Here is a 16,764-nt window from a genome sequence, read left to right as displayed (position 1 = left end):
ACTCCTTCGTATTACAATTGCATTCTATTTAATTCTTGAACCGCCTCTACAACCTTATTCCTTACTTGAATAGCTAGTTGAAGTGACATCTTTGCTTCCTCCATACTAAGAATCATTTCATGAATATCTACATCTTTTCCTGCAATGAAATCATTAGTTATGTTATCTGCCTCTATCTGCTCTTGATTTACCTTATCTAAATTTTCCTTTAGAATGTCCTGAAATTTATTTGAAGGATTATTATTACTAATACCAGAAGCTGTATTAGTGTTTTCGAAAATCTTTTCTACTGGAACAAAATTATTAATTATCACTATAAGCTACCTCCCTAACTCTAATGTTTTTGTAAACATACTTTTTGTTGCATTTAGTGTATCTATATTAGCCTCATAAGACCTAGATGCTGCAATCATGTCTGCCATTTCATTTAATAAATTTACATTTGGCATAGTAACATATCCATTTTCATCCGAATCTGGATGTGTAGGATCATATACACTTTTTAAAGGGGATTTATCATCTACTATATCAACAGCCTTAACTCCATTTAGCCCCTTCTCCTTATCCAAATTTTCTTGAAAAACAGCTATTTTCCTTATATAGGGCTTTCCATCTTCACCTCTAGTAGTTGTTGCATTTGTCATATTAGATGTTATAGTATCCATTCTAAGTCTCTCAGCAGATAAACCACTGGCACTTATTCTCATAGTATTAAATAACCCCATAATTAAACATTACCTCCTGATATTACAGCTTTAGTCATATTAAGCTTTGAATTTGCTTGAGTTATTAGAGCATTATACATTAAAGTATTGGCAGCTTGATTCACTTTTTCTAAATCCATATCTACATTATTACCATCTGTTCTCATACTTGTACTAGTATCTTCTTTAACAGATATTAATGAATCATTTAATTCTCCATTCAAATGCACTTTTTTAGTTCTTTTTAATATAAAGTCATTCTTTACATCATTTAAGTTTTCTTCAAAAGAAACATAGGATTTTTTAAAATTATCAGTATTAATATTAGCCATATTGTTAGCTATAACCTTACCCCTTAATGCAGAAGCATCTAATCCTAATTTAATAAATTGCATTGAAACATCATTACTAATATTCATAAACTTCTCCCCCAACAAATATTATATTTTTACATTTTAAATCTTTATTTTTATTAATTCTTTTATTTTAATTAAAAAGTATAATTATTCAACTAATAGTATGCAAAAATTACCTGTATTTACATTATAATTTAATATAAATTATTTTTCTATAATATTTTCATATAAAATGGATATTATTTTTCTACATTTTTCGTATTTTTATTAATATTTTTAAATGTTTTATTTAATTTTATATTTTAATACATTTTTTACCTGTCAATATTAAATTATTAAAATTTAATTAAAATTCATTAAAAAAGAGAAGTTCCAAGAACTTCTCTTTATTATTTACTTCATATTTTCAAGTACTCTTAAAATTTCTTGTGGAAATCTATTAGTTTGTTGCATTAATGCAATTGAAGTTTCATGTAGGACTGATGTCCTTGCATATTCAGCCATTTCTAAAGCTATGTCAGTATCTCTAATTCTACTTTCTGCATTTTGTAAATTATATGAGCTGCCACCTAGGTTTTCTGAAGATGTTTCCATCCTATTTTGAATAGCTCCATATCTACTTCTTACAGAATTAACAGTGCTAATAGCTGCATCAACTATACTAATATTTTTATCTAAATTTTCTTTTTTAGTAACATCTAATGTGTTTAAAGTATTTCCTATTTTATCACCTAGACCATCTGTAGTTAAATTATATATTGGAATTTCTATTTCTTCCTGTGCATTGGCTCCTACTACATGCTTTAAATACTTTGGATAATCATTAGTAGTTACTTTATCTGAATTTAATAATTTTACTCCATTAAATTCAGAATTATTAACTGTATAATCTATACCTTGTTTAATTTGCTCTATTTCATTTTGAATTATAGCTAAGTCACTTTCAGAATTAACTCCACCAGCTTGTACAGTTAATTCTTTTATTCTAATTAATGATTCACTAACATTAGATAATGCTCCATCTGTTGCTTGCATCATAGATACACCATCTTGAATATTTCTTTCTGCCATTTGAAGACTTCTTATTTGTAATCTAAGACCTTCACTTACTCCAAGCTTATTAGGATTATCCTTTGCAGAATTAATTTTTGTTCCAGTACTAACTCTATCTAAAGCTACTGATTGAGAAACCAAGTTTTTCTTGTAATTTCTATATACATTTAAAGATTGCATATTTTGATTTAATCTCATAATATCTCTCCCATTCATACAAATAATATTTATTTATAATTTAAATTTAGGACTACTTCTATAATCTATTAATGCTTTCATAATTCTATTAAAGCATTATTGAATTATATATATTCCTTTATTTTCAAATACTATAACCTATATAAGTTTAATATCATAAAGAAATTAATAGATTAAAAAATACTATTTATTAGATCTAACAATTCATACTCCAATAAATCAGTTACTAATATTAAATCATTATTATTAAAAGCCTCTAATATTTCACTTAAAATATTGTTACTCTTAATATTATCATAATTATATTTAGAATCTACAGAAATATTACTAATAAATTTATCTAGCAAATCTATTATTACAATAAATTTATTATAATCAATTATATTAGAATTATTTCTAATTTCATTGTTAAATTCATAAACTTCTTTATTGATTATTTTTAATTGATTTTCTATATCCATAATATATACCTCATATACTTATTTTTTTATTTTTTATATAATTTACTGCATAAATGGCTTCCTTTAATATATTTTCATATAATATTTTACTTTTTTCATATATCTTTTTTGCTTTTGTAAGTTCAGAATCATTATATTTTATTTTATATTTAGGATCATATAAAACTATATTTATTGTTTCTGAAAATAAATACTCTATAAATTTGACTTCACTTGGTATTTCTTTTACCATTCTATCAGTTTCATCTAATATTTTTAATGCACTTTTTAATATTTTATTGTTTCCAATATAGTGATTATAATATTTTTCATTTTGTTTAATTGCTTCCTGTAATTTTGAAATAATTTTCTCTAAATACTCTATACTCTTATTAAATATATTTTCTATATCCTCTTTATTTAAAGCTATATCTATTCTTGTGTCATTAATATTAATACTTTCTTTTTTCTTTAAATTATTCAGTAATGAAGTATTATCTATTAATTTCTTAACTGTCGTTCCCTTAATATCTGCTCCACCTTCAGTAGAATTTATAAATTCAATATCCTTATTTTCTTCAATTATTTCTTCAAACTGTTGCCTAAACAAATCCAAAGTGGTACTTGTCCTCACATAATTCCCATTAATATCCTTTACATATATGTCAGAATTACTTTTCACCTTATCTATATCTTCTTTATCCTTATTTCTTTCTTGAATAAACTTTGCATTATCAGCATGAACCTTATCATCTGTATATGCCAAATCTTGTCCTACAAATATAATTGGATTACATCCCATATACATGGCAATTTTTGTACAAGTATGAGCTACTGAACTATAGCAAAATTGATAATCCGGTCCATTAACTAAATCTTTAATCCATCCTCTATAAGGGAAAAAAATTTTCTCTCCCTTATGCTTATCCATAATATTATTAGGTAAAATCTCTGAATGTACTAACGTTGTATTATTACTTTCTATTATATCTTCAACTAATTCGTAGGATAGATCATGTGCATCTACAATCGATAAGAAGTCTGGGTTTATATCTTCATTAATTAGTGCTCTTAAAGTCCTGCCTCCTGTAAAAATGACAGATTTATCTTGGAATTTTTTAATTTCTTTAATATTCTTGGATAAGGATGGCCCTGCTGAAACTATAATAGCTGGTCTATCCTTATATATATCTTTAAAATAATTTATTTTCTTACTTTCATATAAATACCTTAGAGTAGATACAGTACTTTCAAACCAAATTTTCGAAAAGAATATTTCAGTATTTCTAAAAATTATAATTTTTCTAGTAATATTTCTTATAAGCTTGTATATCTCCGATACCTCATCCTGAAAAATATTTTTATAATTTGTATTCTCATAAACTTGAAATCCTTCTAAGGCTATTTTTTTTATATATAAACTAATTAAATCTATGTATTCATTTAATAAAGGTAATATAATTATATTTTCTTCTTTTCTTTCTTTTAGTAAATATAAATCATATATTTCTTTGCAAGGCTCTATTATTATAATTTTGTTATCTTTTATGAGATCTTTAATTTCATCAATATACTCTCCTGTTGATAAGCCTATAATTATAATGTTACTATCATTATGCTCATTTGTAAATTTTTTTAAATTACTAATATCTCTATTAACAGAATATTTGCTTCCTAAATATATAGATTTATTTGATGTTATAACTTTTATTATATCTTTATTATCTTTACTTTTTTCAACACTAATCTTATAGTTAGACATACTAGATACTTTTCTCCTTTTCAATCTTTTTATATTATTAATTTCGAAATAATTAACAATAACTTAACACATAAAAAAAAGATACTGTAAAAACAGTATCCTATAAATTTTATTATCTCAATAATTGTAATACGTTTTGAGGTTGTTGATTAGCTTGAGCAAGCATAGCTTGAGCTGCTTGTTGAAGAATGTTATTCTTAGAGAATGTCATCATTTCCTTAGCCATATCAACATCTCTAACTCTACTTTCAGCTGCTGTTAAATTTTCTGAAGTATTATTAACATTAGCAATTGTGTGCTCTAATCTATTTTGCATTGCACCTAACTTAGATCTTTCTGTTGAAACTGTGTCTATTGCAGTATTAATAGTATCAATCATTGCAGATATTGCTGATGCTGCAGTACCAGTAGCTATAGTAATTCCATCTGCACTTGCAACTCCTAATGCAGAAGCTGTCATTGTTGCAATCTTTAATGCTACTGTTTGTCCTGAATTAGCACCAACTTGTAGTAAAATAGATGCAGTTCCTGATGCTAAAGATCCAGTTAATAAATTCTTTTTATTGAATTGTGTTTGACTAGCGATTCTATTAATTTCACTTTGTAACTCCTTAATTTCCTTGTTAATTTGTACTCTATCATCTCCAATATTAGTATCATTAGTAGCTTGCACTGCTAATTCTCTCATTCTTTGAAGAATATTATGAGTTTCATTTAAAGCACCTTCTGCAGTTTGAATTAATGAAATACCATCTTGTGCATTTCTTGAAGCTTGATCCAGCCCTCTTATTTGTCCCCTCATCTTTTCTGAAATAGCAAGTCCAGCGGCATCATCTCCAGCTCTGTTTATTCTTAAACCTGAGCTTAATTTTTCCATTGACTTTCCTGAAGAAGTGTTGTTAATCCCCATATTTCTGTGTGCGTTTAATGCATTCATGTTGTGATTAATAATCATAATAAAATTCCTCCTTGATTTTTAAATTGACATCCTTGTCATAAATTTATATGTAACAGATAAATCTGTTAATACCATCTCTATATAGAGTTTATTTGCTTAAGCTTATATTATATATATCGTATATACATTTTATACTTTATAGCTTTTTTGAACTTTTTTAAATTTTTGTGTTAAAATAATTATTTTTTACTTTATTATTTTCATAAGCATTTTTTGCATTTTTTTGTTTATGAATTATTTCAATTTCTTCTTTTACTTTTATCTTTTCATTTTCTATAGTTATTTCCAACTTTTTATCTAGCTGTAACAATCCTTTATTTAAATATAGCCTTCTTATCTCTTCTATATTTTCTATATTTCTAAAGAGATTTTTTATTAATTTTTGTCTTTCTTCCATAAGTTTAATTACTTCTTCATCATTATCTATAAATTGAATTATTTTTTCTGTTATACTTTTATATTCATCTAGTATATGTTCCATCAATTCTATCCTAATCCTAATTGTTGTGATAAATAACTTTGTTGAGAATTATATTTATTCATTATAGTTTCTAAATTTGCATACTTTGTATATAAAGCTTGCTCTCTTCGAGTAAAATCCTTCTCCATATCAGCCATTTTTTGTTCATATCTTTCTATAGATTTTCTTATTTCATTATTATAAGCAGTTGATGATCCTTCATAACCAGCTTTTTTCAATAATGATGAAGTTACTGTAATCGTTTCTTTATATAAAGCATCTTTAATTCTATTCATTATACCTATTTTAGAGTATTTTTTTGATTCAGATAAAGTTTCATCCTTAGGTGCTGATTTAATAAACATATCCATAACTTCTTGTATATTTTCCTCTAAGGCTTTAGTTAACTTTGTTTCATCAATAACAAAAGTACCATTTTTCGTTCCTTGATAATCAGCAACTGGAGAAATACCTATCTTTTCTAAATTTAACCCTGTGCCATCAACAAAAGTCCTCATAGCTTGTTTTAAACTATTTGATATTCTTGATAAATCAGTATCTCTTGAAAGTTGTCCTTTTTCTACCTTTTCATTCCAAAGTTTTATTTCATCTTCAGACATTTCTTTCTTTTGATCTGCTGTTAAAGGTGAAAAATTTCTATTTCTCTTTTCAGTAGTTAATTTATTTAACTTTTCTGTTAAAGTATTATAATCATTTATAAACTTAACTAACTTATCCTTAATTTCTGTAACATCTTGCTTACCATTTATAGTTATACCACCAATTGGAATTTCCCCTGTAAATTTAAAGCTTACTCCATCTAAGGTTATAGTATTGGATATTCCTTCATAAGTATGCACTCCACCTTTACTATCTGTAAATACTATCCTTCCATCTTCTCCAGGAGTTGTGGGAGCCAATTTTCCATCTATTAATTCTACATTAAAAGTATTATCTTTTCCTAATAATGTAGATTCAAAGATAAATCCTTCTGCATTAGCAGTACTATCTCCTGCAAATTCACTATATCTAACAGAAACATTTATTCCTGAAGTCTTTAACTGATTAAATAAATCATTAGCTTTTTCTTTTTCATTATCACCCTTTAATATAAATTCTGTTCCATTTACAACAACCTTATTATCCTTAACTTCACTTAGTTTTAGTACTGCTGTTGCTGCTTTTGCTATATTCCCTGTAATTGTATAATTTTCTGCCTTTGCATCTCCAGAGCCTGTTACAGTTAATACATTTTTATCTGAAGATTCAAATTTTACTGAAGACCAGTTTTTACTTAATAATAAACTATCACTTTTTGTTACATCAAAATACTTATTATAAAGTTCTCTTGAATCCTTTATTACTTCTCTATAAAGTTTTTGCTTTATTTCAAGAATTTCTTTATCTTGACCTTTTTTATCAATTTTTATTCTATAAGGCTTCATGGAACTTTTTACAATTTCATCCATATCTAAGCCCGTTGCTAAGCCTGTAATTCTCATGTAAACACCCCCGGTTTTAAATTAAGAATGTAAAATGTAGAATGTAGAATTATTAAAAAAATTCATCCAATATGAATTTTTTAATTAAATTCCTTTATACTTCAGTTAACTGAATTATATCCTTAATTCTTTCATTTTTTCATTCTTTAATTATTTCATTCTTTTAGAGATTTCGTATGCTTCATGCCATGTATCTCTTATGCTTTCTATTACTGGCATAAGTTCGTCCATCATAGTTACATCTTTTTTTAGATTTATTTCAAATAATCTAGTTTTTATAAAATCATATACTTGATAAATTTGTTTTGCCCAGTCTCCTGCATTTTGATCTAGGCTAACCATTAGTTCGGTAAATATATCTTGGACTTTAACTAAATTTTCATGGCTTTTTCTTATATCTTTTTCTGCCAAAGCTTCTCTTGCTACCTTTGCAAATTTTACTGCTCCATCTACTAACATTAATAATAATTGTTCCTTTGATGCGTAGTTTACGCTATTGTTTTTATATACATTAAAAGCATTATTGCCATACATTTATTATTTCCTCCTACTTTTTAACATCTAAAAAGGTTCCATAACTTGTGGTATTTAAATCTTCTTCCTTTTCACCATTAAGACTTATAGTTGGCTTTTGAATTTTTGTAGCTTTGACAGTAATTTTTCCTTTTACCTTTTTACTTTTTTCTTCTTTAACATACTCATTAAAGAACTTTTTCTTTTGTTTTTCACTGTCCTTATTAATTATTATGTCTGACTTTCTATGAACCTTACCATCCTTAGTTTTTTCATACACTTTTTTTCTCATATCTGTATCAATTTTATTAAGTAAGAAATTCATAGTATCCTCCCATTATGCTTTTTTATCTATAGCTATACCTGCAAGCTCACACATCTTAGCTATTAAATCAAGAATTTTTTTAGGTGGATATTCTGCAATAACTTCTTTTGTATCTTGGTCTATAATTTTAATCATTATGTCTCCAAGATCCTTATGAACAGAATACTCAGCATAAGTATGTTCATCCTTTAATAATTTATTTAATTCATTTACTGCCTTAGCCACATCTTCTTTACTATAACTCTTATCTTTAGCACCTACAGCATTAACTACATCCTTGTTAGCTGGAACTTGCCTTACTTCATCTACTAGTTTTGTGTTTAGGTTAGTTTGTCCTCCTTGACTTGTAACCTTTAAATCCATTTTCAACCCCCCCTTTTTTAATGTAAAATTAAGAATGTAGAATGTATAATTGTTGATGTAATTTGTTCCAAATTACTAAATATTCATTACTACATCTTATTTATTTTTATTATTCAATTTTAGATTTTTTAGTATATCTATATTTATATTACTTGCTTCTTTATTTTGATTTTCAACTTCTTCAAATAATTCTTTTCTAAGAATTGTCATTTCTTTAGGCGCATTAATTGCTAATTTAACACTTCCATCTTCTACTTTAGATACTGTTATTTCTATATTATCACCTATTAAAATTGACTCTCCTTTTTTTCTTGTTATAACTAACAAACTTACACCCCTTTTTTTAATGCATAATGGATAATGCATAATGCATAATTTTTGTGGAAACTCTTATAGAGTTTCTTATATTTAAATTATAGCTAAAATGTTTATTAACTGAATATTTTTTCTTTAATTTTGTAAGTATCTTTATCTATTATATATTGTTCTGCATTTTTGGTATTTAAGTTTATAACTATTGGGGCCTTTAGATTTGCTGTTATTTCCTTCATATTTGAACTCAATGTAACTATTGAATATAATAACACTTCGTCAGGTGACTTTATTTTTAAGTTATTGATTATTTCCTTACTTAGATTTATTTCATATTTATCATTAACTAAAAATGGAGAAATTAAAATAAAACCAATTTCTTTATCTTCTATTGATTGTAGTATGCTAAAAGGACTATCTTCTCCCACTTCTTTAATAACAAAGTTCTTTAAATCTTGAAATCCAGGAACTCCTTTTTCAAATGTAATTATTTCATCTTCTTCATATACTATTGTTCCATGTATTGGTGATAATATTTCCATATTCCTCTTCTCCTATCTTAGGAAATCTAAAAGTGATGGCTGTATAATCTTTGCACTTACTTGAAGTGATGCCATATACACACTTTGTGCAACTGTTGCTTGTATATTTTTTTCTGCAAAATCTATATCTTCTGTTTGTGATAAAATATCTGTTAAATTAAAGTTTTGCTCATCATTTTGATCTCCTGCTGCTTCCATTCTGTTTTGTTTTGCACCCACTTCTGCTCTAATCTTTAAAAGATTTGTTATAGTTTCATCCATAGATTTTAAATATTCATTTGTTACCTTACTACTATTATCAGGATTTCCAGAATCTATATCATCAGTAATTCCCTTCAAAAGTTCCATTACATTTACAGAACCACCCTTTTTATCTTTAAACATCAGTATATCAGTAGCTGATACACTATATTCCATAGTTACTCCTTGAGAAATTTCTACATTTAACTTTTTACCAATCATATTAATTTGATTTTGTACACTTTCATCTAAATTATCTAATGAAAGAACTTCTCCATCATTACCTGATAAATTAATATAATTATTTTTAGTTTCTATATTTCTACTACTTGCTACAGGCTTAGAATTGACTTTAGTTCCTCCGAATATATACTTTCCATCAAAACTTGAATTAAGTATTTGGGCTATTTCATTTACTTTTTCATTCATTTCATCCTTTATGGCTTTCTTTTCATCACTACCATAGGCTGCATTACCTGCTGATATCATAAGTTCTCTAAACCTCTGGAAACTATTTCCTAATTGCTCTAAAGCTGTATCTGTTGTATCTAACCAATTTGTAGTATCTTTAATATTTTCATTATATTGAGTGTTAGCTCCAATATCTCTATTTAATTGCATACTTCTTGCAACTTTAAAAGGATTATCTGAAGGTCTCCTTATTTCTTTACCAGAAGTAAGCTGATCATTTATTTTTTTCATATAATTTTGATTTCTACCAAGATCCCTTAAGAAACTTTTAGACATCATTTGATTTGTAATTCTCATTTACCTTCCTCCTACCTCTTTAAGCTATTTATTATTACATCAAGTAATTCATCTACAGTTGATATTATTTTTGCATTAGCATTATATGCATGTTGAAATTGCACTAAATTTGCCATTTCTTCATCTAAGTTTACACCAGAAACTGAAGCTCTAGTTTCTTCTATGCTATATAGTAAATCTTCTTGATTAGTTACCATTCTTTGAGCTTCCTGTGCTTGAACTCCAAGTCTATCTATAGTATCTTTAAAATACGCATCCATTTTCATTCCTGATGTACTGTTTTCTACTTTTAATCCATTATTAGAAAGTGTATTTCCCCCCTTAGATTTATCGAACATATCTTTTCTAGATACTACAGTTTCATTTATATCTTGAATTCTTATTAATGAGTCTCTAAGCTGAGCAATTGATAATGCTCTTGCTCCATCTCCATCCCCATCTATATTATTTTCATGGGTATATGCAAATAAATCATCATGAGTTCTGGTTTTTATCTTCATTACATCTTGAAGAATTTCTGTATTCATAGAAATATTTTTTGCAGTTATTTCCTCTTCACCCTTTAAGGTTTCATCTAAATTTGAAAGTAATCCATTTATTCTATATTTAGCAACATCCTTATTAACAAAGTAAGGTAAGTAATCTTTATCTGCTCCTCCAGTATTATTTAATGGATCTTCTATTCCACTATGAATAGCATTAACTGAGAAAGCTAAGGATTTAGCTAATTTATTTAATTGATTCATATAATCTTCAATATCTCTTTGTACAGATACTAATCCACTTGTACTTCCTGTTTCAGGTTTAAATACCATAAGTTCTGAATAGCTTATGGTATCACCATTTCTAATTGGATATCCATCGCCTCTAGCTGCTTGTCCTGTCTTGTCTGCCCATATTATTCTATTGTCTTTAATTTCTTTAGCTTGTTCTGGTGTTATTCCGGATATTTTTAATGTTTGCCTATTATTTTCACTATCCATGTTACCATTTTTATAGTAAGTAACTATATAAGTTCTTCCTGACAAATCATTTCTATCTTGCTCTACATTTGTTACATAAGAAAATCTTGATACATCTCCATTTGGACTTGAATTTACTAATAATGCAGCCTTCATACTCCCTGCTTCAGTAGGCTTTAAATCTATTCCATTAAACTCTCTTTTATCTACTTGAATACCGAATTTGTAGCTTAAGTCATCTAATAATAAATCTCTTTTATCCATTAAGTCGTTAGGAGCATTTCCAGATACAGTAACACTTATAATTTCTTGATTTACTCTATCTAATTGTTCTAAAATACTATTTACTTCTGTAACTGTACTCTTTAGCATGTCTTGAGTATTACTTTGCAGATTTTCAAGCTTAGTATAAGTAGCATTTAATCCATCTGCTAAGGCTGCAGATTGTTGTGCAACTACTGTTCTAGAATTTGAACTATTAGGTTGCTTTGAAAGTTCTTGAAAAGCATCAAAAAACTTACCCATTAATGTTGATAATCCTGTATCTGATGGTTCATTAAATACACTTTCAACTTCATATAAGTAATTATTCCTCATATCATACTTTCCAAGTATTGCATTTTCTCCTCTAACTTGATAATCCAAAAAGCTATCTCTTACTCTTTCAATTGCTTGAATTTGAGCACCTGTACCAAGTTGTCCTGCTTGAACTGATGATCCCATAGAAGTGCCACCAAAGGGCCTACTAGTTTCTATTTTTGCTCTTTGTCTTGAATATCCAACTGTATTAGAGTTAGCAATATTATGTGAAGTTACATCTATACTTTTTTGTTGTACATTCATTCCCCTTTTAGCTATATTAAATGTGGAAAATAATCCTGACATAATCTTTCCTCCAATTTCTCATTACCTTCTTACACTTCCATAAGAATTATAAGTAGTTACATCCTTTTTGGGATTTATTAAATTAAGCAGCTTATTTGTAAAGCTTAATTGCTGCTTTATTAATAATTCATTTGTATCCTTTTGCAATATCATTTCATTTAATAATTTTTGAATTTTTCTATATAAATTATCTAAGTCATTACTATTTGAGTTACTTATATAATCCTTTATTGAAGTATTACCTAAAAATCTTCTCCTATTTACTTCAACTTCTGCTACTTCTTTGTTTTTTAATCTTATTTCTTCCGCTACTGCTTCCATTCCAAAAATATCTTTATCTAAGATAAGTTTATATTGTTTATCTAGTAAGGCTAATAATTCCCTTAAATTTTCTTCTTCTAAAGTAAGAACTGCTTTTAAATTACTTTCCATTGTTACTTCTTACCTTTCATTTCTTCTAAAATTCCTTTTGCGATAAGTCTAGCATCATAAGAATATGTCCCATTAGAAATTTCATTTTTTACTTCCATAACTCTTTTTGTATTATTATAATTATTATCTATTGAATAATCCTTTAAAGCCTTAGAAGCTTCTGATATTTCTATTCTGTCATAACTTTTCTCTTTTTCTATCTTATCTATTTTATTAGAAGTAACTTTATTATAATAATTAATTACATTAGTTCCATTAACTCCTTTTATATTCATAATCCCCTCCAACAATATCTTATATAATATTTATCGTTATTCTAAAGTAAAAGTTTAGTTTTTAAATTAAAAAACACTCCATAAAAATAGGAGCCGTCGCCAGCTCCTTAATTAAAAATGTATATTTTTAATTATTTATTTTACATTGTGCCATAGCACACAAACTATGTATTATTATCTTAAAGATTTTATTCTTTCTGCTCCACTAACAATACTTGTTATTCTAACTCCAAAATTCTCATCTACTACTACTACTTCACCATAGGCTATTTTTTTACCATTTACAAGTACTTCTACTGGTTCTTCTGCTAATTTGTCTAATTCTATTAAGGAACCTGTACTTAAATTTAAAATATCCTTTATACTTTTTTTAGTTCTTCCAAGGACTACTGAAACATCTAAAGGAACATCTAATATTAAGTCTATATTCCTATGAGATTCTCCTACTCTACCTTGATTTAAGGATTCAAAGCTAGCATCATGTACTTCAATAGATTTTTCTTTTATAGAATTATCTATATTTCCCTTTTGTGATGATGTTATTGCTGCTTCATTATATGCAGAATTAATATAATCTGAAGCAACTTCATTTTCTGTGAATATATTATTATTTTCTACTTTAACATCCACTATAGCGTCCTCCTTTTCATATGATTCTTCTCCCATCATAATAGAAACTATTTTTTTAGCTGTTTCTATAGGTAATATTTGCATCATATTAGATTGAAGTAATCCTTCTATTGTTAAATCAAAGCAAATTTCAACTATTTCTTCTTCTTCTGGAATTGTTTCAGATATTTTTTCATTCATTTCTTTCCATATTATTGATTTAGGTGGAGAAATATTTACTTCTCTTTCAAACATTGTTGCCATTGAAGTAGCTGCAGATCCTATCATTTGATTCATTGCTTCTTGAACTGCACTAACTTCTATTTCAGATAATTCTGTTGTAGATACTTTCCCCTCTCCCCCCATCATAAGATTTGCAATTACAGCAGCATCTGTAGTTTGCATAATTAAAATATTTCTTCCTGTTATGCCAGAAGTATATTCTACATCTAATATTATGTTAGGATATTCAAATCCTTCTTTTATATTTTTTAAAGTATTTACTCTAACCTTAGGTGTTGTAATATTTACTTGTTTATTTATAAGTTGATATAATGCTGTAGATGCTGAACCCATAGAAATATTGCCTATTTCTCCCAACAAATCCTTTTCTATTTCTGTTATTGTTTCTGGTCTAGTATCTTCTCCTGTTCCCTTTAATAATGAATCTATTTCTTCCTGAGATAAAAAACTACTACTCATTCTCAATCACATCCTTATATAAAATATCTAAAATTTCAACTCCCATATTCTTTCCTATAGATCCTGGTTTTCCTATAAAACACTCATTTCCTTCTACAAATACTTTAACTGGATTACTACATTGAGAATCTAATATTAAAACATCTCCATTAACAAGCTTTAAAAAATCATCTATTGTTATTTCTGTTTTACCTAGCTCTACATGCATGTTCACTTCTACAGGTTCAATTCCCTTTTTAAGCTTTTCTTGTGATTCGTCATTTAGCTCGTCATCATCATTTTTAAACCAATATTGTACAACTAACTTATCTAATACTTTCTCAACACTTAAATAAGGAATGCACAAATTCATGTATGTAGTACTTTTCCCTAGTTCTACTAAAAAACTAAGTAATGCAACTGGTTCATTAGGAGCTAAGGTTTGGTTTGCTGATGGATTAGTTTCTAAAAGCTCAAATTCTGGTTTTACATCTAATATTCCATCCCAGGCCATTACCATAGACTTTATCATCTCAGTTGTTATATTTGATAATATATTTTTTTCTATTTCTGAAAATTCTTTAACTTTCTCATATCTTTGTCCTGTGCCACCTAAAAGTATATCTAATATTTGAAATGAAAACTGCGGATTCATTTCAAGCAATAAATTTCCTTGTAGTGGATTCATTTTAAATATTGTTATTATAGTAGGATTAGGAATAGAGTGAACAAATTCTTCATAGGTAATTTGCTCTACACTTTGAATTTCAATTTTTACATGCTTTCTAAGTTGTCCTGAAAGATAGTTACTTACTATCCTTGCAAAGGAATCATGGACCATTTCTAGTGTTCTTATATGGTCCTTAGAAAACTTTTGTGGACTTCTAAAGTCATATTTTTTAATCTTATGCTTTTCTTCTTTATCCTTTAACTGCTCTGGCTCAACATCTCCTGTAGATAAGGCAGAAAGAAGAGCATCTATTTCACTTTGACTAAGTACCTCTGCCATTTCTATCCCTCACTTTTCATTGATTAAGTAATCTTTCTATATTTATTATAGTTAACAATTTATCTTCTAAATTTATTATTCCTTTTATATTTGCTTCAGTACTATGTGTTTCTAGCTTTTGAAGCTTATTTTCTTCAATATCTATAACCTCTTCTACTTCGTCTACAGTTACACCTAGCTCTTCTTCATCAACTTTAAGTATAATAATATTATTTTGCTTTTTATCTGACTTAATATTAAGTAATAAATTTAAATCTACTAATGATTTTATACTTCCTCTTAAATTAATTAACCCCTTTATATAATTAGGAGCTTTAGGAACCTTAGTAATAGTCATCATATCATTAATACTTAAAACTTTATCAGTTTCCACAGCAAAATGTTCTTCCCCTAATTTAAATATTACAAATTGCATCCAATATGCCTCCTACCTTTATTTAACCTACAACCTTTCTAATAGCTTCTAATACTCTATCTGCTTGGAAAGGCTTTACGATAAAGTCCTTTGCTCCTGATTTAATAGCATCCATAACCATAGATTGTTGTCCCATAGCAGAACACATAATAATTTTTGCACTTGCATCAAAAGATCTTATTTCTTTTACAGCTTCTATTCCATCCATATCTGGCATAGTTATATCCATAGTTACAACGTCAGGTCTTTCCTTTTTATATAAATTTATTGCTTCTATTCCATTGCTAGCTTCACCTATTACTTCAAAACCATTCTTTTGTAATATGTCCTTTATCATCATTCTCATAAACGCAGCATCATCAACTATTAAAACTCTTTTCATTTTAAAACCTCCAACCTATTTTATTCCTAGTGACTCTAATATTTTTTCTAATGATCCTGGAGAAGGAACAAAATAAAAATGTCCTTCAATATTATTTTCTTCTTCTCCCATAAATAAAGTTTCTATATCTAAAACATATTCTTGATATTGTCCTGTTTCTACAAATGTAGATACAAGTATAGCACTCATCATATCATTTACTACTGCTGGTACTGAAGCTGTTACCTTTAAGCCAGTAAAATCAGCAATAGAATTCATAAATGAAGATGATATAATATTACCTATCTCTCCTATTACGGAAAATCCCATTTCAGATAAAGTATCTTCTTGTACTAGTGTCATCTTTGATATTATATTAAGAGCAACTTTTTCATCAAAGATATATAAGACGCTACCTGCTATATCATCTAAAATTTTTACTAGTACGGCTACTACTTCATTTTCTTTATAACTATTAAATAGTTCATCAAAAGCAATTAAATTCATATTTGGAACTGACATATCTATCTTTGTTCCAAGAAGAATTGATAATGAAGTGGCTGCATTTCCTGCTCCTATATTAGATACTTCTTTTAATGCATCTAATTGAAATGAACTTAAATTTTGGTAGTCCATAAA

General features: G+C 27.3%; 23 protein-coding genes. All 23 read right to left on the bottom strand.

Translation table 11 applies throughout. The annotated features are described in order from the left end of the window. Positions 1-11: 11 nt before the first annotated feature. The 23 genes from fliE to ACFYH6_RS07270 all read right to left on the bottom strand — a co-directional run bounded on the left by fliE (position 12) and on the right by ACFYH6_RS07270 (position 16,761). A complete protein-coding gene (fliE, locus tag ACFYH6_RS07380) occupies positions 12-314 on the bottom strand; it encodes a flagellar hook-basal body complex protein FliE (RefSeq protein ID WP_416179593.1) in 303 nt (100 codons plus the stop codon). A gap of 6 nt (positions 315-320) precedes the next feature. Beyond that, on the bottom strand, positions 321-725 hold the full coding sequence (flgC, locus tag ACFYH6_RS07375; RefSeq protein WP_416179592.1) for a flagellar basal body rod protein FlgC: 405 nt from the start codon (positions 723-725) through the stop codon (positions 321-323). Between the two features lie 2 nt (positions 726-727). Continuing rightward, complete coding sequence (gene flgB / locus ACFYH6_RS07370; protein WP_416179591.1) at positions 728-1,123, bottom strand: flagellar basal body rod protein FlgB; 396 nt, start codon at positions 1,121-1,123, stop codon at positions 728-730. A gap of 330 nt (positions 1,124-1,453) precedes the next feature. After that, positions 1,454-2,311 (bottom strand): flagellin, encoded by an 858-nt coding sequence (locus ACFYH6_RS07365; RefSeq protein WP_416179590.1) that lies wholly within the window; start codon positions 2,309-2,311, stop codon positions 1,454-1,456. A 173-nt stretch (positions 2,312-2,484) separates the two neighbouring features. Beyond that, entirely contained in the window at positions 2,485-2,772 is a 288-nt protein-coding gene (locus tag ACFYH6_RS07360) for a hypothetical protein (protein WP_416179589.1), read from the bottom strand. A 10-nt stretch (positions 2,773-2,782) separates the two neighbouring features. Beyond that, on the bottom strand, positions 2,783-4,513 hold the full coding sequence (locus tag ACFYH6_RS07355; protein WP_416179588.1) for a motility associated factor glycosyltransferase family protein: 1,731 nt from the start codon (positions 4,511-4,513) through the stop codon (positions 2,783-2,785). Between the two features lie 112 nt (positions 4,514-4,625). Continuing rightward, positions 4,626-5,468: a flagellin Hag gene (hag, locus tag ACFYH6_RS07350; protein WP_416179587.1), complete on the bottom strand. Its 843-nt coding sequence runs from the start codon at positions 5,466-5,468 to the stop codon at positions 4,626-4,628. A gap of 160 nt (positions 5,469-5,628) precedes the next feature. Further along, positions 5,629-5,952 carry a flagellar protein FliT gene (locus ACFYH6_RS07345; RefSeq protein WP_416179586.1) on the bottom strand — a complete coding sequence of 108 codons (324 nt, stop codon included), beginning with the start codon at positions 5,950-5,952 and terminating at the stop codon, positions 5,629-5,631. Between the two features lie 5 nt (positions 5,953-5,957). Next, complete coding sequence (gene fliD / locus ACFYH6_RS07340; RefSeq protein WP_416179585.1) at positions 5,958-7,433, bottom strand: flagellar filament capping protein FliD; 1,476 nt, start codon at positions 7,431-7,433, stop codon at positions 5,958-5,960. Between the two features lie 150 nt (positions 7,434-7,583). Next, positions 7,584-7,967, bottom strand: coding sequence for a flagellar export chaperone FliS (fliS, locus tag ACFYH6_RS07335; protein ID WP_416179584.1), 384 nt, complete (start codon positions 7,965-7,967; stop codon positions 7,584-7,586). Between the two features lie 13 nt (positions 7,968-7,980). Beyond that, a complete protein-coding gene (locus ACFYH6_RS07330) occupies positions 7,981-8,271 on the bottom strand; it encodes a hypothetical protein (protein ID WP_416179583.1) in 291 nt (96 codons plus the stop codon). Between the two features lie 12 nt (positions 8,272-8,283). Further along, a complete protein-coding gene (locus ACFYH6_RS07325; protein WP_416179582.1) occupies positions 8,284-8,634 on the bottom strand; it encodes a flagellar protein FlaG in 351 nt (116 codons plus the stop codon). 96 nt (positions 8,635-8,730) lie between these two features. After that, the gene (gene csrA, locus ACFYH6_RS07320) at positions 8,731-8,961 is read right to left on the bottom strand and encodes a carbon storage regulator CsrA (RefSeq protein WP_416179581.1); all 231 of its coding nucleotides are present in this window, start codon (positions 8,959-8,961) and stop codon (positions 8,731-8,733) included. A gap of 104 nt (positions 8,962-9,065) precedes the next feature. Next, positions 9,066-9,488 (bottom strand): flagellar assembly protein FliW, encoded by a 423-nt coding sequence (fliW, locus tag ACFYH6_RS07315; protein ID WP_416179580.1) that lies wholly within the window; start codon positions 9,486-9,488, stop codon positions 9,066-9,068. 12 nt (positions 9,489-9,500) lie between these two features. Next, positions 9,501-10,496, bottom strand: a complete 996-nt coding sequence (flgL, locus tag ACFYH6_RS07310) for a flagellar hook-associated protein FlgL (RefSeq protein WP_416179579.1) — start codon at positions 10,494-10,496, stop codon at positions 9,501-9,503. Between the two features lie 11 nt (positions 10,497-10,507). Beyond that, the gene (flgK, locus tag ACFYH6_RS07305; RefSeq protein ID WP_416179578.1) at positions 10,508-12,343 is read right to left on the bottom strand and encodes a flagellar hook-associated protein FlgK; all 1,836 of its coding nucleotides are present in this window, start codon (positions 12,341-12,343) and stop codon (positions 10,508-10,510) included. 21 nt (positions 12,344-12,364) lie between these two features. Continuing rightward, the gene (gene flgN / locus ACFYH6_RS07300; protein ID WP_416179577.1) at positions 12,365-12,775 is read right to left on the bottom strand and encodes a flagellar export chaperone FlgN; all 411 of its coding nucleotides are present in this window, start codon (positions 12,773-12,775) and stop codon (positions 12,365-12,367) included. A 2-nt stretch (positions 12,776-12,777) separates the two neighbouring features. Beyond that, entirely contained in the window at positions 12,778-13,050 is a 273-nt protein-coding gene (locus tag ACFYH6_RS07295) for a flagellar biosynthesis anti-sigma factor FlgM (RefSeq protein ID WP_316342035.1), read from the bottom strand. A 174-nt stretch (positions 13,051-13,224) separates the two neighbouring features. Beyond that, positions 13,225-14,361, bottom strand: a complete 1,137-nt coding sequence (fliY, locus tag ACFYH6_RS07290) for a flagellar motor switch phosphatase FliY (protein ID WP_416179576.1) — start codon at positions 14,359-14,361, stop codon at positions 13,225-13,227. After that, positions 14,354-15,349 (bottom strand): flagellar motor switch protein FliM, encoded by a 996-nt coding sequence (gene fliM, locus ACFYH6_RS07285; RefSeq protein WP_316342038.1) that lies wholly within the window; start codon positions 15,347-15,349, stop codon positions 14,354-14,356. Before fliM ends, fliY begins: the two co-directional genes overlap by 8 nt. Positions 15,350-15,365: 16 nt before the next feature. Further along, positions 15,366-15,764 carry a chemotaxis protein CheW gene (locus ACFYH6_RS07280; RefSeq protein WP_416179575.1) on the bottom strand — a complete coding sequence of 133 codons (399 nt, stop codon included), beginning with the start codon at positions 15,762-15,764 and terminating at the stop codon, positions 15,366-15,368. A 22-nt stretch (positions 15,765-15,786) separates the two neighbouring features. Then, complete coding sequence (locus ACFYH6_RS07275; RefSeq protein WP_316342040.1) at positions 15,787-16,146, bottom strand: response regulator; 360 nt, start codon at positions 16,144-16,146, stop codon at positions 15,787-15,789. A 15-nt stretch (positions 16,147-16,161) separates the two neighbouring features. After that, positions 16,162-16,761, bottom strand: coding sequence for a chemotaxis protein CheC (locus ACFYH6_RS07270; RefSeq protein WP_416179574.1), 600 nt, complete (start codon positions 16,759-16,761; stop codon positions 16,162-16,164). Between the last annotated feature and the right edge of the window lie 3 nt (positions 16,762-16,764).

Source organism: Clostridium sp. HCS.1 (genome assembly GCF_047900555.1).
In the GTDB taxonomy this organism is placed as follows: domain Bacteria; phylum Bacillota; class Clostridia; order Clostridiales; family Clostridiaceae; genus Clostridium.
The sequence above is the reverse complement of the archived record's forward strand: the minus strand, read 5'-3'. Positions and strand labels throughout refer to the sequence as shown.